Source organism: Mitsuaria sp. BK041 (genome assembly GCF_014193085.1).
Taxonomy (GTDB): Bacteria; Pseudomonadota; Gammaproteobacteria; order Burkholderiales; family Burkholderiaceae_C; genus Roseateles.
In genome coordinates this window covers 2,767,868-2,788,328 of sequence record NZ_JACHYT010000001.1, presented here as the reverse complement: position 1 = coordinate 2,788,328, position 20,461 = coordinate 2,767,868, and the positions used below count along the sequence as shown (strand labels likewise).

Below are 20,461 nucleotides of genomic sequence, written 5' to 3'. Positions count from 1 at the left end.
AGTTCCCGGGCGCTTAGCTCAGTTGGTAGAGCGGCTCCTTTACACGGAGTAGGTCGGCGGTTCGAGACCGTCAGCGCCCACCAAACCCGAGGCTAGAATGCCGCGGCGCAAAGGCGAACCCCGGTTCGCCTTTGTCGTATGTGACGCCGCCCGATGGGCGGCCAGACGCGAGGCCGGCCCCTGCACCGGCCCGTGCGCGTCGACCCTTCCGAGATGACCCGAGGTTGTTGATGTTTGATTTCGTACGCAAGCACACGCGGCTGCTCCAGTTCCTGCTGCTGATCGTGATCCTGCCGTCCTTCGTGCTGGTGGGCGTGGAGGGCTACAGCCGCTTCATGGAGGGGGGCAACACCGCCGTGGCGAGCGTGGACGGCCACAAGATCACGCAGGCGGAATGGGACGCGGCGCTGCGCCAGCAGGTCGAGCGCATGCGCCAGCAGGCGCCGACGATGGACCCGAAGGTCTTCGACTCGCCGGAAGTGCGCAAGGACGTGCTGGAGAACCTGCTGCGCGAGCGCGTGCTGGCTGCGGTCGTGACCGACGAGCACCGCAACATCACCGACGCGCAACTGGAGGAGATCGTCCGCACCGATCCTCAGCTGGCGCCGCTGCGCGGCCCGGAAGCCAAGCAGATCCTGGCCCAGCAGGGCCTGACGGTGGACGGCTTCCTGCAGCGCCTGCGCCAGGAGCTGCAGATGAACGGCGTGCTGGGCCCGATCGCGCAGAGCGCGCTGCCCACGCAGGCGAGCGCCGGCCTGGCCTTCGACGCGCTGCTGCAGCAGCGTGAGCTGCGTTTCCAGAACTTCGCCGCGAAGGACTTCGCCGCGACGCTGGTGCCCAAGGACGCGGACCTGGAGGCCTACTACAAGGACCCCAAGGTCTCGGCCAGGTTCCAGCTGCCCGAAAGCGCCGACATCGAATACGTCGTGCTGGACGCCGCCGCGCTGCAGGGCGGGGTGACGGTCAGCGCCGACGACGTGCAGAAGTTCTACGAGCAGAACAAGGCGCGCTTCACCAGCGACGAGGAGCGCCGCGCGAGCCACATCCTGATCAAGGCCGGTGCCGACATGTCGGCGGCGGACAAGGCCAAGGCGAAGGCCAAGGCCGAGGCCCTGCTGGCCGAGGCACGCAAGAACCCGGCCGGCTTCGCCGAACTGGCGAAGAAGAATTCGGAGGACCCGGGCTCGGCCGCGAATGGCGGCGACCTGGACTTCTTCGGCAAGGGCGCGATGGTCAAGCCTTTCGAGGACGCGGTGTACGCGCTGAAGAAGGGCGAGATCAGCAATGTGGTCCAGTCCGACTTCGGCTACCACGTGATCATGCTGACCGACCTGCGCGGCGGCCAGGTGCGCCCGTTCGAGACGGTCAAGGCCGAGATCGAGTCCGAGCTTCGCAAGCAGCTGGCGCAGAAGCGCTACACGGAGATGGCCGAGGACTTCGGCAACACCGTGTATGAGCAGAGCGATTCGCTGAAGCCGGCGGCCGACAAGTTCAAGCTGGCCATCCAGAAGGCGACGGTGCGCCGCAAGGCCGCGCCGGACGCGACCGGCCCGCTGGCCTCGGCCAAGCTGCTGGAGGCGGTGTTCGATGCCGACTCGCTGAAGAACAAGCGCAACACCTCGGCGATCGAGGCGGGCGGCAACCAACTGGTGTCGGCGCGCGTGGTCGCGTACAACGCCGCGCGCGTGCCGGCGCTGGCCGAGGTCAAGGCGGCAGTCGCGGCGGCCTGGGTGCAGGACCAGTCGGCGGCGGCCGCGAAGAAGGCGGGCGAGACGCGCCTGGCCGAACTGCAGAAGGGCGGCGACGCGAAGGGCCTGGGCGAGCCGGTGACGGTGTCGCGCGCCAAGCCGGGCGTGCTGCCGCAGAAGGCGCTGGACCAGGTCCTGCGCGCGGATGCGTCCAAGCTGCCGGCCTATGCGGGCGTGGACGTCGGCGATGGCAGCTACCTGGTCGTCAAGATCGAGAAGGTGCTGCCGCGCGATCCGGCGCTGATCGATCCCAAGCGCGCGGCCGAGCAGTACGCGCGGGCGTGGAGTGCCGCCGAGATGGCGGGCTACTACAACGTGCTGAAGAGCGAGTACAAGGCCACGATCAAGCCGTCGGCGCTGGCGGCGACGGCGGCCTCCGCGCCGACGAACTGAGGGCGTCGCGCTGAATGAATCGGGGCGGCACTCGCGCGATTCGAATGATTTTCAGAAGAATCGCAGAAAGTGCTTCCCACAGAGGAGAAATTCAGCCATAATCTAAGGCTTCTCCGGTGGCTGTAGCTCAGTTGGTAGAGTCCCAGATTGTGATTCTGGTTGTCGTGGGTTCGAGTCCCATCAGCCACCCCACCGAATAGAAGAAAACGCCCGCAAGACGCAAGTCCTGCGGGCGTTTTGTTTTGTGCTCGTCATTCCGTGAATTCCATTCCGCTTCGAAGACTGCTGGCATTTCTGCTCGTCGTCATGCTTGGCATGACGGCCATCGTCGCGTTCCTCCACGTCTCGCGATCGGAGTCATTCCGGCTTCGCAAGGTTCATTTGATTCAATCCAACTGGATCGAGATCCAAACGACCTTCGGAAAAGGCAAGGGCAGCCGTGCTCGTGCGCTCGAGGTCATCGCGGTCGACGGCCAGCACGCGTTGCGGATCGTCGACCGTGACCTGGAACGGGCGCAGGCCTTCGTCGACCGGCACGCCCCTGGCGCCGAAATCGAGGTGTGGCGCTCCCCGGACGGCAGCCAGCTGCACGCGCCGGAGCTCGCTGACCTGGCGCCCTACGGTTTGGGACTGTTCATTGCCCTGGTGCCGGTCGCGATGCTGTCGGCACTGCTGACGCTTCGGACGAAGCCGCGGCCGGCGATACAGCGGGCCGCGGCCTGGATTACCAGGCGTCGTCCTTGTCGCGCTGGATCAACTCCTCCTCGCTGAGCTTCAGGTCATGTCGCGCCGCGCGACGCACGCTCAACGCCAACAGGCCGATCAACACGACGGCCGCTCCACCGCACACGAGCAACGCGCTCCATCCCGACATACGTCCATCCCTCACCTTGTTGTGCGGAGGAATGTAGCGGAGGCATCAGCGGGGCGTGATCGCCAATTCAGGGGGATGCTCCGCGCTCCGCACTTCGTGTGGCGCGGCTGCATCTTGCGGAATTGCGACCTCGCTTCGGCGCCCCGATGCCGCTGGCGCGCGAAGTCGCTCATCAACGCTTCATTGAAGTGAAATTCGCGCTCGCATGACGACTTCCTGAGGCTTGCGCGACCCCCGCTTGACCCCCTCTTGATCTGGCTAACAGCCCGATACCAAACGCCATTTCGAGGGTCAACGACTGGCACCCACCCCCCGTTGGCGGGACATCACAGCCACCCTGGATGTCCCTCCATGCGCATCTCCTTCCGTCTCACCGCGCTGGCGACCGCGGCGCTCGCCACGCTCCTCGCCGGATGCGTCGCGCCGTCGCACACCGTCGTCCATGCCGATGCCTCCTACCGCGTCGCGCCGGTCTGGACACCGCCCCCTCCGGAACCCGTCATCAGCGTCCAGGTCGAACCGCCGCTGGTGCAGCCGGCGCCCGTCCTCGTCGACGTCGCGCCGCCGCCGATGCTGGTGGAAGTGCCGCCGCCCCAGCCTTATCCCGGTGCCGTCTGGACCGGCGGTTATTGGGGCTGGCAAGGCCGCTGGGTCTGGTGCGCGGGGCGGTGGGCATCGCCGCCGCGCGCCGACGACGTCTGGGTCCAGCCCTATTACGAGCATCGCGATGGCGCCGTCGTGTTCGTCTCCGGCTTCTGGGCGGCGCGCGGCGTGGCCTTCGTGCCGCCGCCGCCGGGACTGCATCTCTCGATCCAGGTCGCGATCGGCGGAGGAACCCGCCCCGTCGGCCCGATGGGCGTGTTCGTGCCGCCGCCGCCCGGGTCGCGTCCGGGGCTCATCGTGCCGGCGCCGATCGGCACGCCGCCGGCGGTCGTCGTCAGCGCGCCGCCGGTGACCAACATCGGCATGCGCATCCAGAACAACACCACGCAGATCAATCACACGGTCATCAACAACACGGTGAACAACACGACGAACGTCAACAACGTTCGCAATGTCACCAACATCACCAACGTCACGATCGTGGCGCCGCCCGGATCGACCGCCGACGGCAAGGCCTTCCATGGCGATGTGCCCGCGGCCTCGCACCTGGCCGCGGCCATGCCGACCTTCGGGCATGTCCGCGCGGCCACGCCGCCGCCTGTGAGCACGCCGCCGCTGCCCACTGCCAACGGCGGACGTCCTGCCGCCTTCGGGGCAGCGCCACAGGCCATGCCGACCTCGGCGTCAACGCCGATGCCACCGGGCCATCCGGCACCGCCGCTTGCAGCGACCGGCCTGCCGCCATCAACGCGGCCGACATCGGATCCCGCCGCCCTGCAGCATGAGCGCGACCTGCAATTGCTGGAACGTCAGCAGCAGGAGCACCAGCAACAAGAACGCCTGCTGCAGGAGCGCCAACAGCAAGAACGCCAACAGCAGGAGCGTCAGCAACAGGAGCGTCAGCAGCAAGAGCGCCAACAGCAGTGGGGCCAGCAACAAGCGCATCAACAAGAGCAGCAGCAACGCGAACGGCAGTTGCAGGAGCAGCGCCTGCAGCAGCAGCAGCAGCAGCAGCAGCAGCAGCGCCAGCAATGGGAACGGGCGCAAGCGCGCGAGCAGGGCCATGAGGACGCACGCGACGGCAACGCGGCGCCGCATCGCCCGCCGGCCAGTGCGCCGTCGCGCGAGGCCGGTCGCCCGGACGACCACCGCCGCGATGCCCGCGACGCCGAACGGGCGCACGCCCACGGGCAGGACCGGTCGCGTGAGCAGGAACGAGAGAAGGAGAAGGAAAAGGAGAAGGACCGCGACCGCTGACGCGCGCGCGCATCCCTAGAATCGCGCCGCATGTACCGACTCCGACTCACGCTCGCGCTGTCCGCCATGCTGGCGCTGGTCTGCCTCCAGGCCGGCTTCGTCTACCTGGGCACGGTGCGCGTGGATGGCTACGCGCGCCACAGCCGTCTGACCAGCGACCTGTTGTCGGAGTTGCTGGACCTTTCCGCCAACAAGCAGCGCCTGCGCAACTGGGCCGCCCAGCAGGTGATGGGGGCGGGCGCCACCGACGCCGCGCGCGAGCGCCTGCTCGATGCGATGGATGCCAGCGTGCGGCGCCTGGACGAGGTGACGCGCCGCCATCTCGAGTCCTGGCAGGACATCGCCGAGCGCGACGGCGTCCCCGTCCCGGCGGAGGCCACGCAGCTGGTGGACATCAGCGCGCTGCTCGGCGAGAGCCTTGTCGAGTTGCGGCGCCAGCTGCGCGCGCTGACGCCGCACCAGGACCGGGAAGGCTTCGAGGCCGTCTGGCGCCAGCTCAACCAGGTCTTCGACATGACCCACGGTCGCGACCTGCGCGACCTGCTCAACGGTGCGATCGAGAGCCAGCGCAAGGCGGTCCCGATCGCCCGCGCCGCCACCGAGCAGGGCATCGAACGGCTGCGGCTGCAGGCGGTGGCGATGGTCGGCATCACCTTCGCGCTCGCGGTCCTGCTCAGCCTGCACCTGAGCCGGCGCCTGAAGCGGCCGCTGGATGCGCTGCTCGAGGGCGCCCAGGCGGTGCAGGCCGGTCGGCTCGATCACCGCATCCCCGTCGGCAGCGGCGACGAGTTCGACCATGTCGCCCGGCGCTTCAACGCGATGGCCCAGGAGGTCCAGCAGCACCGCGAGGCCGCCGAGGCCGTGCGGCGCGGCCTGGAGGACGAGGTGCGCGCCCGCACCGGCGAACTCGAGCGCGCGCATCAGTCGCTGCAGCAGCTGGACCACCGCCGGCGGCAGCTCTTCGCCGACCTCGGCCACGAGCTGCGCACGCCCGCGACGGTGATCCGCGGCGAGGCCGACGTCGCGCTGCGCGCGGCCGCGCTGCCGGTCGAGGACTACCGGCTGGCGCTCCAGCGCATCGTCGCCGCCGTCAAGCAGCTGACCGGCCTGGTGGACGACCTGCTGCTGATCGCGCGGGCCGAGGCGAACGAGCTCGACATCGCGCGCGACTGGCTGCCGCTGGGGACGCTGCTGGACGGCGCGATCGCGCAGGCGAGGGCGCTGGCCGCGGTCCATCGCCTGACGCTGGCGGTGGACGAGGTGCCCGATGGCATCGACGTGCATGTCGACGAGACCCGGCTGCGCCAGGCGCTGGTCATCGTGATCGACAACGCGATCCGCTACTCCCGCCCGGACAGCACGGTGCACGTCGCCTGGACCGCTGGCGAGGGCCAGCACCGGATCAGCGTGATCGACTCCGGCATCGGCATTCCCGAGGACGAACTGCCGCTGGTGTTCGAGCGCTTCATGCGCGGGCGGCTGGCCCGCGACCATCGCGCCGACGGCACCGGCATCGGCTTGTCGATCGCCCGGTCCATCCTGACCGCGCACGGCGGCGCGCTCGAGATCGAGAGCCGTGTCGGCGCCGGCACCACCGTCCACCTCATCTTTCCCGACTCCCACGACGCGCCGCTGGTGACAGCCGGTGCCCACGACGAATGAACCGACAGATCCTGCTCATCGAGGACGATGCCCGCATCGCCGACTTCCTGCGCCGCGGGCTGAGCGCCGAGGGCTACGTGGTCGAGGTGGCGACGACCGGGCCCGAGGGCCTGGCCCGCGCCCGCACCGGCGAGGCGGCGCTGATCATCCTGGACCTGATGCTGCCGGGCCTGGGCGGCCTGGACCTGTGCCAGACGCTGCGCGCCGAGGGTCATCACGCGGCCATCCTGATGCTGACCGCGATGGACAGCACCGCCGACAAGGTCCGCGGCCTGCGCCTGGGCGCGGACGACTACATGGTCAAGCCCTTCGACTTCGAGGAGCTGCTCGCGCGGCTCGTCGCGCTGCAGCGCCGCGGGCGCGAGCAGCGGGTCGAGGCCGCCGTGCTGCGCGTGGCCGACCTGACCTTCGATCGCGAGCGCATGCAGGTGCGCCGCGCCGACCGGCCCATCACGCTGACCGCGAAGGAGCTCGCCTTCCTGGAGCTGCTGATGAGCGCGCCGGGCCGGCTGTTCAGCCGTGAACGGATCCTGGCCAACGTGTGGGGCGCGCAGGTCGATCCGCTCACCAACGTCGTCGACGTCTACGTGCGCCGGCTGCGCGCGAAGATCGACGAGGGGCACGCGCTGCCGCTGCTCAAGACGGTGCGGGGCCTGGGTTACCGGATGGACGACGCGGCCGAGTAGCCGGCCCGTTCATCTGCGGTTCATCTGGATCGCCGCTTCGGTTCATCTTCCGTGCGGCTCGGGTTCATGCGGGCTTTCCAGAATCGATCCTGCGCCGGGTCTTCCGGCGCGGCGCCGAGCAGGCGCTTCTCTCAACGATCGATCTGGAGCCTTCCTACATGACCGTCACCGCCCATCTCCGCGATGCCTCCGCTGTCCGCTCGAGCCCGGGGCCGCTGTCCCGCGCCCGCTGGGTGCCCACGCTGGCCGCGCTGATGCTCGGCGCCGCCGCCGGCACCGCCTCGGCCCAGGACCGGGCCGCGTCCACCGCCAGTTGCGTTGCCGCGGACCGGGCGCAGATCGCGGCGCTCTTCGACCGCTGGAATGCGTCGCTGGCCACCGGCAGTCCCGATCGCGTCACCGCCAACTACGCGCCCGATGCCGTGCTGCTGCCCACCGTCACCAATGAGCCGCGCACCACGCCGGCCGAGATCCGTGACTACTTCGTGAAGTTCCTGAAGAACAAGCCGCAGGGAACGATCGACAAGCGCGTCATCAAGATCGACTGCAATGTCGCGCAGGACGTCGGCACCTACACCTTCCGCTTCGCCGACGGCAGCTCGGTCAAGGCGCGCTACACCTATGTGTACCAGTGGCGCGACGGGCAATGGCTGATCGCGCATCACCACTCGTCGGCGATGCCCGAGGCGACGCGTCCCTGATCGACGAGCCCGTGATCAACGGGCCTTGAGCGGCGCGGCGCCTCGCGCGGCGAGTGCGCTCAGCGGGCTGCCGTCGCGGCGGCCTCGCCGTCGCAGCGCAGCCCGGACACGCCGAGCATCCGCGCCGCCGCGCAGGCATTGATGCCGCCGGTCGCGCTCATCGAACCCAGCAGCGCGCGCCGCAGGCGCGGCGCATCGGCCACCGGGTCGGCCGCGCGCAGCAGCGCGACGACGCCGGTGACGTTCGCGGCGGCGAGCGAGCTGCCGGTGTCCATGTCGTAACCGCCGTTGGGCACCGTCGTCAGCACCGCGCGCCCGGGCGCGACCAGCCAGCCGTCCGCGTCCGCCTCGGCCGCATCGCCGGCGCTGGCCACGACCAGCGCACCGGGCACCTCGCTGGGAAAGCCCTTGCCGAGCCGCTCCGGCGGCGCCGCGGCGACCAGCACCGCGCCGCGCGACTGCGCATGGCGCGCCAGGCGGGTCAGCAGCGGATCGCTGGGGCCGCCCAGGCTGAGGTTGATCACGTCGGCGCCGTCCGCGATGGCGGCGCCCAGCGCCTGCGCCAGCGTGAACGAGTTGCAGCGCGCCGTGCCCGGCCCGGGCCGCTCCGCGCGCGATTCGGTCCAGCAGGCGCGGTAGCTGGTGATCACCGCGCCGGGCGCCAGGCCGACGATGCCCTGGCGGTTGTTGGCGCGCGCGGCGATCAGGCCCATCACCTCGGTGCCGTGGCGCTCGGGCACGCCCTCGACGAGCGCACCGCCGCCGGAGACGTAGTCCCGCTGCCGCGCGACCTGGCCGGACAGGTCCGGATGGCGCGCATCCACGCCGGTGTCGATCACCGCGACCTTCACCCGCGCGCCCACGCTGATCTGCTGCAGCGCGGCGGCGGACATCTGCTGGAAGCCCTTCTGCAGGCCGAAGTAGGGGTCGTTGTAGGGCGCTCCGGGCGTGCCGAGCGTGGTGCCGGGCGAGGTCGCTGCCGCGGCGGACGCCGAGGCCGTGCCCGGATCGATCGACGGTCCACCCGTCGCACCCGGCCGCGTCGCGGCCTCGCCGCCCTGCGGCCCCCCGGCCAGCGTCTCGAACTCGTTCAGCGGCTGCGCCAGCTTCACGCGCGCGTCGCGTCGCACGCGCGTCAGCAGCGCGCCCACGTCGTCGTCGCCGGTCAGCGTGAACAGCATGCAGCGCAGGTTCAGCGGCGCGATGGTCCACGCGGCTTCCTCGTGCAGGTGGTAGTCGCGCGCCAGCGCTTCCGACAACGCCGAAGCGCGGGCGCTGCCCGCGTAGCCGGCCATGCGGCGGTAGTCGCCGCGCGGCGATCCGCCCGCGCCGGACAAGGGCTCGCCCCGGTCCTCGACGGCCAGGATCACGCGGCGCGTTTCGGCCCGCGGCGCACTCGCCGCGGCCGACGGGCCATCGGGCGCGACCGTCTCCGTGGACGGCGCCAGCGGGGTCTCGTCGCCTGGTGTGGCCGCCAAGGCCGCCAAGGCCGGCGCGGCCATCACGGCGAGCGAGGCCAGCGCCACGAGCTGGCGTGCGACGCCGCCGCGTCGCGCGTACTTGCGATTTCCAGCCACCGCTCAGCGCTCCGCGACCGCGCTGCCCACCGGCTCGGCCAGCAGCACGCCGGGTTCCGCGCGCAGCTGCTGCACCAGCGCGTGCGCCGGCATCGAGGCGCCCGATGCCGCGGGCATGGCGGGCGCCAGCAGCAGGCTGCTCGCGTCCTCGTCCGCGCCGACGATGCGCAGCCCGTGGTGCGCGAGCATCTGCCGCAGCCGGCCCATGTCGACCCGCTCTTCCGGCACCAGCCGCACGACTGCGCCGGAAGGCAGCGTCGACGGCTGGCTCAGCGTGACGTAGTCGGAGGCGGGCGCTTCGCCCGGCCAGATCCGCAGGCCCAGCACGCACAGCGCCACCGCCTGCACCGCCACCGCGGCGCTGAGCCAGCGCGTCAGGCGGCCGCCGTCATTGGCGGCCCGGCCCCGTGACCCCTGGACCGGCATCGTGGGTCCGGCCTCCCGGTCGCGCGCCCAGAGGCGATCCAGGCCGGCCTGGATCGCGTCAGCGTCCGCCGTGGCGCCAGCGCTGCCCATGCCCGCGGGATCCTGCATCGCCGCGTGGATGCGCTGCTGCAGCGCGAGTTCGTCCCGGCAATGCGCGCAGTGCGGCAGGTGGGCCTGCACCAGACGCTGCTGCTCCGGCGTCGCGGTGCCCGCGACGACCCAGGCGATCGTGTCCCAGACCTGGCGGTGCTCGTTCGGTGTCACGGGGCTGGCGTCGGTGCTGGCCTTGCCGGCGTCGGAGGGGGTGTCGTGGGAACTCATGGCTGTCCTTCGGTGCCGCTGGCGGGTCGGGGGAGGCCGCCCAGCTCGGGCAGCACGTTGCGCAGCCGGACCCGCGCGTGGAACATGCGCGCCTTCACGGTGCCGGTGGCGCAATTCATGATGCGGGCGATGTCCTCGCAGGTCTCGCCCAGGTAATACGCCAGCTCCATCGTCACCCGCTGCTCCGTCGGCAGCGTCGCCAGGCCGCGCATCACCCAGTCGCGCTGCTCGCGGTCGGCGGCTTCGTTGAAGGCGGGTTCCGCCGAGGCCAGCTCCGCTTCGTGGACGGCGGAGGCGTTGATCTCCTCGGCCGTCACGCCGTCGCGCAGCGCCTTGAGCATGCAGCGGTAGGCGATGCCATGGATCCAGGTCGAGACGCGCGACTCGCCGCGGAAGTTGCCGGCGCTGCGCCACACGATCCAGAGCGCGTCGTTGACGACCTCGTCGGCCAGGTCGGGCCGGCCGCAGCAGCGCAGCACGAAGCGCGACAGGCGCGGCTGGCAATGCCGGTAGAGCTGCTCGAAGCCGGACCGGTCGCCGGCCGCGGCGGCCTGCAGCCAGGTGCGCAGACGCGACTCGAGGGCCGTGTCCGACTCATTGGGAACAGATGGAAACATGGGGCGACGAATTCTGCAGAAGTGTCGTTCATGGGTGCCACAATCGCCGCCGATGGTTGTCGAGCCCCCTAAAAATGTCGTCACCGCCCTGCTTGTCAGAGGGAGAACCCGGGTCTGGGACCGGCCGCTGGCGGTGGGAATCGCCGCGCTGGCCGCCGTCGCCACGGTGCCCGGCGCCGCCGATGCACAGACTTGGGGCGGCACGCTGTCGGTGGTGTCGGAGCGGGTCTCGCGCGGGCTGAGCCTGAGCGGCGACCATCCCGGCGCGACCGCCGACTTCTTCTACCGCGACGACCGCAACTGGGCCTTGGGCCTGGGCCTGGGTACGCTCAATCCCGACGGCGGCGCGACCGCCGAGGCCATCGTGTCGGCGACGCGCTGGTGGCAGGTCGACGACCACCGGACGCTGACGCTGTCCGGCGCCTATTACGACTACACCGGCCCCGGCGCGGGCCGCCTGCGCTACAGCGAAATCTCCATCGGCAGCCTCTGGGACGGCGGCGCCTGGGGCCAGTGGGGCGGCACGGTGTCGCTGTCGCCGGACCTGGCCGCGTCGTCCTCGCGGGGATACGCCGTCGGCCATCCCGGCGCGACCATCGTCGAGCTGACCTGGCATCGGCGCCTGTGGGGCGCGCTCGCCGCCGACGTGGGCTGGGGCATCGTCAGCCCCTGGGGCGGCGAGGGCAGCTCCTACCGCTTCGCCAACGGCGGCCTGAGCTACACCGCCGGCGCCTGGCGCTTCACCGTGTCGCGGCTCTACAGCTCGGTGCCACCACAGCAGCGCTGGGTCGCCGGCGTGGCCTGGTCCTTCTGACCGCGGCCGCTCAGCCGGCCTGCTGCTCCAGGAAACGCTGCGCGTCCAGCGCCGCCATGCAGCCGGTGCCGGCGCTGGTGATGGCCTGGCGGTAGACGTGGTCCTGCACGTCGCCGGCGGCGAAGACGCCGGGCACGCTGGTCATCGTGGCGAAGCCCTCGGAGCCGCTGCGCGTCAGCACGTAGCCATCGCGCAGTTCGATCTGCCCCCGGAAGATCTCGGTGTTGGGCTTGTGGCCGATGGCGATGAAGCAGCCCTGCAGCTTGACGTCGGTGGTCGCGCCGTCCTGCGTGCTCCTGATGCGCACGCCGGTCACGCCGCTGGCGTCCCCCAGCACCTCGTCCAGCGTGTGGAACAGGTGCAGCTCGATCTTGCCGGCCCGGACCTTGTCCATCAGCTTGTCGACCAGGATGGGCTCGGCGCGGAACTTGTCGCGGCGGTGGATCAGGTGGACCTTGCTGGCGATGTTGGACAGGTACAGCGCCTCCTCGACCGCGGTGTTGCCGCCGCCGACCACGCAGACCTCCTGCTCGCGATAGAAGAAGCCGTCGCAGGTCGCGCAGGCGCTGACGCCGCGGCCCATGAAGGACTCCTCGGACGGCAGGCCCAGGTACTGCGCCGAGGCGCCAGTAGCCAGGATCACCGTGTCGGCGGTGTAGACGGCGCTGTCGCCGGTCAGCGTGAAGGGGCGCTTGGAGAAGTCGACGCTGTTGATGTGGTCGAAGACGATCTCGGTCTGGAAGCGCTCGGCATGCTGCTGGAAGCGCTGCATCAGCTCGGGACCCTGCACGCCCATCACGTCGGCGGGCCAGTTGTCGACCTCGGTGGTCGTCATCAACTGGCCCCCTTGCGCCATGCCGGTGACCAGCAGCGGCTTGAGGTTGGCGCGGGCCGCGTAGAGGGCGGCGGTGTAGCCGGCGGGGCCGGAGCCCAGGATGAGGAGGGCGGTGTGGCGGGTGGCGGTGCTCATGGGGTGTCCTGTCGATTCACAGCTTGGCGCGGTCCAGGCGCTGGGCGAATTCATCGGCCGGCAGGAAGCCGATCGTGCGCGCGGCGGCGAGCTCGCGGCCCTGGGCGTCGAAGAACAGGATCCCCGGCGGCCCGAACAGCTGGAAGCGCTTGAGCAGGGCCTTGGCGTCCGCGCTGTTGGCGGTGACGTCGGCCTGCAGCAGGCGCGCCTGGCGCAGCCGGGCGGCGATCGCGGGATCGGCGAAGGTCAGGTGCTCCATCTCCTTGCAGGCGACGCACCAGTCGGCATAGAAGTCCAGCATCACCGGCCGGTCCGTCGAGGCCAGCGCCGCGTCCAGCTGCGCGACAGTGGTGATGCGCTCGAACGTGGGCGTGGCGGCGGCCGCCTCCGCGCTGGCCATCGGCAGCGCGGACCCGGTGCCGCGCGCCAGGTGGCGCAGCGGCTGCAGCACGCTGTCGCCGCCCGAGAGCGCGCCGCCGATCATCGCGATGGACCACAGCGCCACCAGCGCGCCCCCGGCCTTCAGCGCGCGGGGCTTGCCGGCCTCGAACGCGCCCAGGCAGATCGCCAGGATCAGCGCCGCGGCGCCGATCAGGAACATCAGCGCGCCGGTCGGCAGCACCGGCGACACCAGCCACAGCGCGACCGCGATCAGCACCACGCCGAAGAAGGTCTTGACGTGCTCCATCCAGCGGCCGGCGCGCGGCAGCAGCGTGCCGGCGGACAGGCCCAGCAGCAGCAGCGGGACGCTCATGCCGCAGGCCAGCGCGAACAGCGCCGAGCCGCCCAGCACCACGTCGCGGGTCTGGCTGATGTAGACCAGCGCGCCGGCCAGCGGCGCCGCGACGCAGGGGCCCACCAGCAGCGCCGACAGCCCGCCCATCAGGAACACGCCGATGTGGCGACCGCCCTTGAGCTGGTTGGACGCGTTGTTGACCCTGTCCTGGATGAAGCCGGGCATCTGGAATTCCCAGACGCCGAACATCGACAGCGCCAGCACCGACAGCAGCAGCGCGAAGGACCCCAACACCCACGGGTTCTGCAGCGCGGCGGCGAAGCCCGAGCCCAGCAGCCCGGCGACGACACCGGCCGCGGTGTAGACCATCGCCATGCCCATCGAGTAGGCCAGCGCCAGCGTGAAGCCGCGGGCGCGCGAGACCGGCGCGCCCTGGCCGACGATGATCGACGACAGGATGGGCAGCATCGGCAGCACGCAGGGCGTGAAGGACAGCAGCAGGCCGCCGAGCAGGAACATGCCGATGACGCGCAGCAGGCTGCCCGACTGCAGCGCGGCGGCGCTGCGGTCGACGGGCGCGTCCGCCGAGGCGGCTGCGGTGGCCGGTGCGGCTCCGGTCGCCGTCGTCGTCGTGGCGCCGGACGGTGCGGGCGACGCCGAAGCGGCGGGTGCGGCTGACGTGGACGGCTCATCGACCGGCGCCGTCAGCGCATCGGGCTGCGACTCCCAGCGGGCCGTCACCGCGCCATCACCGCCGCGCGTCAGGTGCACCAGCGCCTGCTGCGGTGGATAGCAGAGGCCGCGGTCGGCGCAGCCCTGGAAGCGCACCGTCAACGATGCGGGCAGCGCGCCGGCGGGCAGCGGCTGTGCGATGCGGACCGCGCCGGCCCACAGCGTCATCGTCTTGTTGAAGTTGCGATCGAACTCGGCCTTGCCCTCGGGCAGGCTCGGCGCGGGCAGCGTTGCGCCCTCGGCCTCGATCGCGAAGCGCTCGCGGTAGAGGTGGTAGCCCGGGGCGACGTCGAACTGGACCAGCAGCGGGCCGCGCCCGGCGTCCTCGACGCGTGCCTGGCCGGGGAAGGCGTGCACGACGTCGAGGAAGGGCGGCTGATCGGTGGCGGCGCGGGCACTGCCCGGCGCGGCGAGGACCAGCGTGATCGCGGTCGCGGCGCCGGCGAGGAAGGAGGCGAGGAATCTCATGACGGCGTGGAGAAAGTGGAGGAAGGGAGGGAAGTGGCGTGCAGGGCCGGCGCGGACGCGTTCGACGGCGGCGTCGCCAGGCCCGCGGCCGGGGTGTGGAGGAGTTGCTGCGGATCGTGGGTGTGGCGGTGGCCGTCGGCATCGATCAGCAGGAAGCCCACGCCCGGCGTGCTCAGCCGTGTGGCGGCCGGCGCGCCGATCAGCATCGCCATCGTGGCCAGGGCGCCGGCGGCGATGCACAGCGGCGCGACCACGCTGACGGCCTGCCAGTGGCGCACCGGCTGGCCGGTGCGCGGATCGAGGATGTGGCAGCAGCGCCGGCCGTCGGCCGCGATGAAGAAGCGCTCGTAGTCGCCGCTGGTGGCCAGGGCGCCGCTGCCCAGCGCGATGCGCGCGCAGACCTCGTGCCCGCGCCGCGGATGCCGGATGGCGAAGACCCAGGGCTGGCCGTCCGGACGCGGGCCGAGCACGCGCAGGTCGCCGCCCAGGTTCACGAAGCCATGGCGGAAGCCGAGTTCGCGCAGCACCGCGACGGCGCGGTCGGCGGCGTATTCCTTGCCGATGCCGCCGAAGTCGATCTCCATGCCGGCCTGCGGCAGCGCGATCGCGCGGCCGTCCCACTGCACGCGTTGCCAGCCGATGCGCGCGAGCTGCAGGGCCAGCGCGTCGGGCGAGGGCTCGCGGCCGGCCTTGAAGTCCCAGGCGCGGCGCAGGCAGCCGCTGGTGAGGTCGAAGAGGCCGTCGCTCTGGCGATGCAGCTCGGCGGCGAAGTCGAGCAGGTGGGCGGTCTCGGCGTCGACGGTCACGCCGCCGCGGCCTGCGCGCGCGTTGATCGCCGAGATCACGCTGTCGTCGCGGTAGCGCGAGTACTTGCGCTCGATGCGGCGGACCTCGGCTTCGGCGAAGGCGCAGGCGTCGGCGGCCTGCGCCGGCGGGACGCCGGCCAGCACGATCTCGTTGGGCGAGGCCATCGCCGTGAAGGCGTGGCGGTGCTCCCGTTCGGCGGGGCCGTCCGGCGGCAGGGGAGCCGCCGGGGCCGCCGCCGAGGGCGGCGAGGTCGTGGCGTCGCGCAGCATCGTCGTGGCCTCAGAACTTGTGCGAGAGGCCGATCTGCAGCCAGTCGGCCTGGAAGCGGTCCAGGCCTGGCGAGCCGCTGCCGCCCAGGCGCCAGGCGGCGCGCTGCTCGTAGTGCTCGAGGCTGAAATCGGCGGTCCAGCGCGGCGCGAACTCGTAGGCGACCTTGAGCCCGGCGGTGATCGCGCCGAAGGCCGACAGGCGCTGGTCGCCGGACAGGTACTGCGGCGAGGTGGCGGTGTAGCCGGGCGGGAAGGGCGCGCCGAGCGCGGGGTCGTAGACCGGGTCGTAATAGAACTTGGCCGCGCGCTGCGTCGTGTAGCGCAGCATCGGCGTCAGCGTCCAGCCGCCGGCGAGCGGCTGCACCCAGGCGGTCTCGACCGTGTTGGCGCGCACGCCGAAGCTGTCGGCGTAATAGCGCCAGCTGCTGCGCAGCGTCGCGCGCCAGTCGCTGAAGTGATGGTTCCAGCGCGCCATCACCGTGTACTGCTCGCGCCGGTCCGGGCGGCGGTCCGGGAACTTGTAGGGGTCGGAGTACATGCCGTGGCCCCAGCTCGCGCCCAGGCTCAGCTGCACCAGGTCCACCGCGGTCCAGGCCTGGGTCACGCCGGCGGTCAGCTGCGTGGTGTTGCGGCCGCGGCTGAGCGTCGGGTCGTTGGAGGAGCCGATCCAGTCGTCGCCGAAGGCGGCGCCGATGTTCCAGGTGGTGTTGTTGTCCTCGCTGGAGCGCCGGTAGTCGGCCGAGACCGTGCGCGAGCGGTAGTCGTGCTCGGTCGAGTAGGCCGCGCCGACGGACCACGCGTCGCGGTCGTTGTAGCGCGTGACGCGGATGTCGCCGGCCTTGCGTTCCTCGTCCAGCCGCGAGGCGCCCGAGACGGCGCTGTGGAAGCGCGGCGAGGCACCGGAGACGCTGTCCGTCACCAGCGAGCCCTCGACCGACCAGCGGCCGGCCACTGGCACCATCAGGTAGACCGACGGCGCGGTCACCTTGATGCGGTCGAAGCCGGGCTGGCGGTCACGGTAGGACAGCAGCTTGACGGCGACCTCGGCCTGTTCGGGCGCGGTTTCGGCCTGCGCCGCCGGCTGCAGTCCCGGCAGCAGCAGCGCCGCGGCGAGCACGCCGCCCCAGGCGCCGGCGCGGGCCGCGGTCGTGTCGGCAGCGGGGCCGCCGGCATCGCGCGTCGCGGGCGCGTCGACGGCTCCCGCAGCAGGGACGCGTTCGAACTCAATTGCAGCCACAACCGCCTCCTCCCACGCCGTTGCCGCCGGAGGCGTTTTCCTTGCTGGTGTAGATGTGCTGGGCGAAACGGTCGCCGAGCACGTCACCGCCCATCGTCATCTCGGGGCGGGCGAGCGCGCCCTTCTCCCAGGGCTTGGGGGGCTGGATCGCGCAGCCGGTGGTCGCGAACGCGAGCAGCGTCGCGCCGGCGACCAGGGCGGCCGTCGCCAGCGGGGCGCGGCGGCGGGGCGTCGGAGGCAGGGACATCGTGGGACTCCAGGGTGAAAGCAAGGGGGAGCGGCGGAGCGCGGGTGGCCGCGCCGGTGGGTGTCGGGACGCGGCGCCGGGGGGCGCCATCGCGCGCTCAGGACGCTCGGGAAGCTCGGGCGCTCAGGGCGGCATTCATGGCGCTCAGGGCGCTTTGGCCGCCTTCAATGCGGCGGCGATGCGGGCCTCGAGCTCGGCCTTGTCCTCGGCGCGGAAGCCGGCGTGCTCCATCAGCACGCGGCCGTCGGGGCCCAGCACCACCGAGCTCGGCATCGCCCGCACGCCGACGCGCTGCGCGGAACCGCCCTTCGGATCGAAGGCCAGCGCGACCTTGGCGGGCACCTCCTTGAGGAAGGCCTGGGCGTCGTCGCGGCGGGCGTCGAGGTTGACCGCCACGATGCGCAGGCCCTGCGCGCCGTACTTGGCCTGCATCTCGTTCATCCAGGGGAAGGACTCGCGGCAGGGGCCGCACCACGAGGCCCAGAAGTCGACGTAGGTGAGCTTGGCCTTGCCGTCGTACAGCGGCACCGGCGCGCCGTCGGCGCCGGGGACGCTCGCGACCGGCAGCGCCTGGCCGACATCGGCGGCGTGGACCGGCGACAGCGTCATGAAGAGCGCGGCGCCGAGCGAGGCGATCGCGGTGAGGGCGCGCGACGACGCGCCGCGGCGCTCGGCATCGTGGGAGGGAGTTGGGCGAGTGGACATCGGGGCTCCAGGGCGTTGAGGGTGGGAGATCGCGGCCGTGTTCAGCGGCGTGCGCGACGGCGCCACAGGATCAGTCCGGACAGTCCGGCCATCAGCAGCAGCAGCGGATCCGCCGCGCCGGTGCCGGCGCCGATCGTGCAACCACCGCCGCCGCTGTTGGACATCGCCGTGTTGCCGGCCGAGCCGCTGAGCGCGACGGTGGCCGTGGCGGGCGACATGTCGCCCTGCAGCGTCAGCGTGGCGGTGTCGGTGGCCGCGGCGTCGGAGGCCGCCGCGCCCGCGCCGAGCCAGCGCACGGTCACCTGGCAGTTCGCGCCGGGCGCGACGGTGAACGGTGCCGCGCCGCAGCTGCCGGTGCCGCTCGCGTCGATCGAGAAACGCGCCGTGCTGATCGCCAGCGAGGCGATGTGCAGCGCCGCGTTGCCGCTGTTGGTCAGCGTCAGCGGACGGCCGGCGGTGTCGGCCGCGCTCAGGTCGATCGAGGTCGCCGACAGCTGCAGCGCCGGCTGCGGCGCGCCTTGGCCGGTGCCGCTGAGCGCCAGCGCGGCGGGCAGCGTGGCGTTGTCGGCGACGACATTGGCCGTGGCGGCGCGGGCACCGACGGCGCGCGGGCTGAAGCCGATCGCCAGGTCGCAACTCGCGCCCACGGCCAGCGAAGCGCCGGCGACGCAGGTGGAGGCGGTGTCGACGCGGTAGTCCGCGGCCGCGGCGCCCGCCAGGCTGAAGCTGCCCAGCGTCGCGGCGGCGGTGCCGGTGTTGCTCAGCGTGAAGTGCTTGAGGCCGCCGTCGGCGCCGACGGTGACGGTGCCGAAGTCGGCGCCGGCCGCCGGGCTCCAGCCCAGGATCGCCGTGTTGGCGAGCGCGCCGTTGCCGGCCAGCGCCACGCTCTGCGGCGAGCCGGCGGCGTTGCTCGTCAGGCTCAGCGCGCCGGTGGCCGCGCCGGCGGCGGTCGGCGTGAAGGTGACCGACACGGTGCAGGTGCCGGCGGCGGGAATGCTGGCGCCGCAGGTGTGGGTGGCCGCGAAAGGACCGCTGGCCGCGATCGCGCTGAAGCTCAGCGCGGCGCTGCCGGTGTTGGTGGCGGTGAGGGTCTGCGCGGCGGTCGTGGTGCCGACCGTGGCCGTGCCGAAGCTCAGGGAGGTCGCCGAGAGGCTGGACACCGGCGCGGCCGCGATCTGGCCAGTGCCGCTCAGCGCGAGGTTCACGTTGGCGGCGGCGCCGCCGGCGGCCGGCGCGGTGGCGGCCACGGCGATCGAGGCGGAACGGGCGCCCGCGGCGGCCGGCGAGAAGGTCGCGGTGACGGTGCAGGTCGCGCCGACGGCCAGCGGCGTGCCGACGGCGCAGCTGCCGCCGCGGGTGAAGTCACCGGCGTTGGCGCCGCTGACGCCGATGCTGCCGAAGTCCAGCGAGGCGGTGCCGGTGTTGGTCAGCGTGACGGTGCGCGCGGCGGAGGCGACGCCCACGGTCTGCGTGCCGAAGTCGACGCTGCTGGCGTCGGCGGACAGGCCGGCCTGCAGCGCGCCGTTGGCGGTGCCGCTGAGCGCGATCGGGATCGCCGTCGAGATGCCGTTGTGGGTGATGGTCAAGGCGCCGCTGCGCGCGCCGGCGGCGGTCGGCTTGAAGACGACGCCGACGGTGCAGCTGGTGCCGGCGGGGACGCTGGTGCCGCAGCTGCCGCCCTGGACGGCGAAGTCGCCGCTGGCGACGGCGGTGAGGCTGCTCAGCGCGGTCAGGCGGCTGGCGCTGATGGTGACGGTGGAGACGGCGCTGGTCTGGCCGACGGTGGTCTGCGCGAAGCTGATCGAGGCCGGCGAGTTGCCCAGGTAGGCGGCGATGTCGGCCAGGTCCGTGGCGCTGACGTTGCCCGAGACGGCCGCGGTCATCGCCGGGATGGTGTTGATCGCGTTCTGGATCATCGCGGGGTTGTTGCGCCCGCGGTCGACCACGGCGGTGGAGGCCACGGTGTGGCACGCCGCGCAGACCTGCGAGAACCGGGTCTGGCCGGCGACCGGGTCGGCGGCGAACGCGGGCGCGGCCAGCAGCGCGCCGGCGATGACGGCGAGCGTGGAGGAAGTGGCGACAGCGGAGCGGGCGCCGGGGAGGGCGCGGGAGCGGGGCAGGGTCATCATGGCGCGAGCCTCGTCAGGAGGTGGAGAGAAGCGGAAGGACCACGGGCGCCGCAAGCAGCAGCCAGCAGGCGTTGAAGAGCAGGTGCCAGGCGATGCAGCGTGGCAGCGAGCGATGGCGGCGATAGCCGTGGCCGATCCACCAGGCCGGTGCGGCGGTGGCCAGCGCGAGCAGCAGCGCGGGGAGCGTCGGCCAGGGGCCGGGCGCCGCGGCGACGAGCAGGGCGAGCGCGTGCGCGGCGCCGAAGGCGAGCGCCGTCAGCGTGACCGCGTGACGGCGCGCCGCGAGGGCGCGGGAGTTGGCCAGCAGGTCCTGCAGGCCGAGCCGGAAGAGGATCTCCTCCAGACACGGCGCCAGCAGCAACTGCCGCAGCAGCGTCTCCCAGGGGGGCAGTGCGAGGAGGAAGGTCGGCATGGACACAGGCGGAAGTCGGTGACGTTCTGCGTGTGTTCCGGGGGGCTCGAAAAAGGTTGTCGTAAAAAAA

The 20,461-nt window shown here is 72.0% G+C and carries 18 protein-coding genes and 2 tRNA genes; 9 read left to right on the top strand and 11 right to left on the bottom strand.

Annotated elements, in window-relative coordinates; all coding sequences use genetic code 11:
- Positions 1–7 precede the first annotated feature (7 nt).
- The 8 genes from FHT38_RS11725 to FHT38_RS11690 all read left to right on the top strand — a co-directional run bounded on the left by FHT38_RS11725 (position 8) and on the right by FHT38_RS11690 (position 7,924).
- A tRNA-Val gene (locus FHT38_RS11725) sits at positions 8–83 on the top strand.
- A 147-nt stretch (positions 84–230) separates the two neighbouring features.
- A complete protein-coding gene (locus tag FHT38_RS11720) occupies positions 231–2,141 on the top strand; it encodes a peptidylprolyl isomerase (RefSeq protein WP_183491874.1) in 1,911 nt (636 codons plus the stop codon).
- A 116-nt stretch (positions 2,142–2,257) separates the two neighbouring features.
- Positions 2,258–2,333 (top strand) — tRNA-His (locus tag FHT38_RS11715).
- Between the two features lie 66 nt (positions 2,334–2,399).
- Entirely contained in the window at positions 2,400–2,912 is a 513-nt protein-coding gene (locus FHT38_RS11710; protein WP_183491873.1) for a hypothetical protein, read from the top strand.
- Between the two features lie 454 nt (positions 2,913–3,366).
- Positions 3,367–4,875: a YXWGXW repeat-containing protein gene (locus FHT38_RS11705; RefSeq protein ID WP_183491872.1), complete on the top strand. Its 1,509-nt coding sequence runs from the start codon at positions 3,367–3,369 to the stop codon at positions 4,873–4,875.
- A 30-nt stretch (positions 4,876–4,905) separates the two neighbouring features.
- Entirely contained in the window at positions 4,906–6,537 is a 1,632-nt protein-coding gene (locus FHT38_RS11700) for a cell wall metabolism sensor histidine kinase WalK (RefSeq protein ID WP_183491871.1), read from the top strand.
- Positions 6,534–7,223, top strand: a complete 690-nt coding sequence (locus FHT38_RS11695) for a response regulator transcription factor (RefSeq protein ID WP_091733757.1) — start codon at positions 6,534–6,536, stop codon at positions 7,221–7,223. Before FHT38_RS11700 ends, FHT38_RS11695 begins: the two co-directional genes overlap by 4 nt.
- 254 nt (positions 7,224–7,477) lie before the next feature.
- Positions 7,478–7,924: an SgcJ/EcaC family oxidoreductase gene (locus FHT38_RS11690; RefSeq protein WP_091733912.1), complete on the top strand. Its 447-nt coding sequence runs from the start codon at positions 7,478–7,480 to the stop codon at positions 7,922–7,924.
- A 59-nt stretch (positions 7,925–7,983) separates the two neighbouring features.
- Here the strand turns inward: FHT38_RS11690 and FHT38_RS25645 are convergent, their stop codons facing one another.
- Genes FHT38_RS25645 through FHT38_RS11675 form a run of 3 tightly spaced genes read right to left on the bottom strand, consistent with a single transcriptional unit; the run spans position 7,984 to position 10,865 of the window.
- Positions 7,984–9,501: a S8 family serine peptidase gene (locus tag FHT38_RS25645; RefSeq protein WP_183491870.1), complete on the bottom strand. Its 1,518-nt coding sequence runs from the start codon at positions 9,499–9,501 to the stop codon at positions 7,984–7,986.
- A gap of 3 nt (positions 9,502–9,504) precedes the next feature.
- Positions 9,505–10,248, bottom strand: a complete 744-nt coding sequence (locus FHT38_RS11680; protein WP_183491869.1) for a hypothetical protein — start codon at positions 10,246–10,248, stop codon at positions 9,505–9,507.
- Positions 10,245–10,865 (bottom strand): RNA polymerase sigma factor, encoded by a 621-nt coding sequence (locus tag FHT38_RS11675; protein ID WP_091733763.1) that lies wholly within the window; start codon positions 10,863–10,865, stop codon positions 10,245–10,247. The genes FHT38_RS11680 and FHT38_RS11675 overlap by 4 nt, the downstream gene beginning before the upstream one ends.
- 133 nt (positions 10,866–10,998) lie before the next feature.
- Between FHT38_RS11675 and FHT38_RS11670 the strand changes: the two genes are divergently transcribed.
- Complete coding sequence (locus FHT38_RS11670) at positions 10,999–11,679, top strand: hypothetical protein (protein ID WP_147240563.1); 681 nt, start codon at positions 10,999–11,001, stop codon at positions 11,677–11,679.
- A gap of 10 nt (positions 11,680–11,689) precedes the next feature.
- Here the strand turns inward: FHT38_RS11670 and trxB are convergent, their stop codons facing one another.
- The 8 genes from trxB to FHT38_RS11630 form a co-directional block, all read right to left on the bottom strand.
- Positions 11,690–12,649 (bottom strand): thioredoxin-disulfide reductase, encoded by a 960-nt coding sequence (gene trxB, locus FHT38_RS11665; RefSeq protein WP_183491868.1) that lies wholly within the window; start codon positions 12,647–12,649, stop codon positions 11,690–11,692.
- Positions 12,650–12,665: 16 nt separating this feature from the next.
- Positions 12,666–14,585 carry a protein-disulfide reductase DsbD gene (gene dsbD / locus FHT38_RS11660; RefSeq protein ID WP_183491867.1) on the bottom strand — a complete coding sequence of 640 codons (1,920 nt, stop codon included), beginning with the start codon at positions 14,583–14,585 and terminating at the stop codon, positions 12,666–12,668.
- Positions 14,582–15,661: an FAD:protein FMN transferase gene (locus FHT38_RS11655; RefSeq protein WP_255488667.1), complete on the bottom strand. Its 1,080-nt coding sequence runs from the start codon at positions 15,659–15,661 to the stop codon at positions 14,582–14,584. Before FHT38_RS11655 ends, dsbD begins: the two co-directional genes overlap by 4 nt.
- 10 nt (positions 15,662–15,671) lie before the next feature.
- Positions 15,672–16,898: a DUF3570 domain-containing protein gene (locus FHT38_RS11650; RefSeq protein WP_310737371.1), complete on the bottom strand. Its 1,227-nt coding sequence runs from the start codon at positions 16,896–16,898 to the stop codon at positions 15,672–15,674.
- On the bottom strand, positions 16,885–17,145 hold the full coding sequence (locus tag FHT38_RS11645) for a DUF4266 domain-containing protein (RefSeq protein WP_091734254.1): 261 nt from the start codon (positions 17,143–17,145) through the stop codon (positions 16,885–16,887). Before FHT38_RS11645 ends, FHT38_RS11650 begins: the two co-directional genes overlap by 14 nt.
- A gap of 144 nt (positions 17,146–17,289) precedes the next feature.
- Complete coding sequence (locus tag FHT38_RS11640) at positions 17,290–17,850, bottom strand: TlpA disulfide reductase family protein (protein WP_255488666.1); 561 nt, start codon at positions 17,848–17,850, stop codon at positions 17,290–17,292.
- Between the two features lie 41 nt (positions 17,851–17,891).
- Complete coding sequence (locus tag FHT38_RS11635) at positions 17,892–19,979, bottom strand: choice-of-anchor D domain-containing protein (protein WP_183491866.1); 2,088 nt, start codon at positions 19,977–19,979, stop codon at positions 17,892–17,894.
- A 13-nt stretch (positions 19,980–19,992) separates the two neighbouring features.
- Positions 19,993–20,391: a type II CAAX prenyl endopeptidase Rce1 family protein gene (locus tag FHT38_RS11630; RefSeq protein ID WP_183491865.1), complete on the bottom strand. Its 399-nt coding sequence runs from the start codon at positions 20,389–20,391 to the stop codon at positions 19,993–19,995.
- Positions 20,392–20,461: the final 70 nt, after the last annotated feature.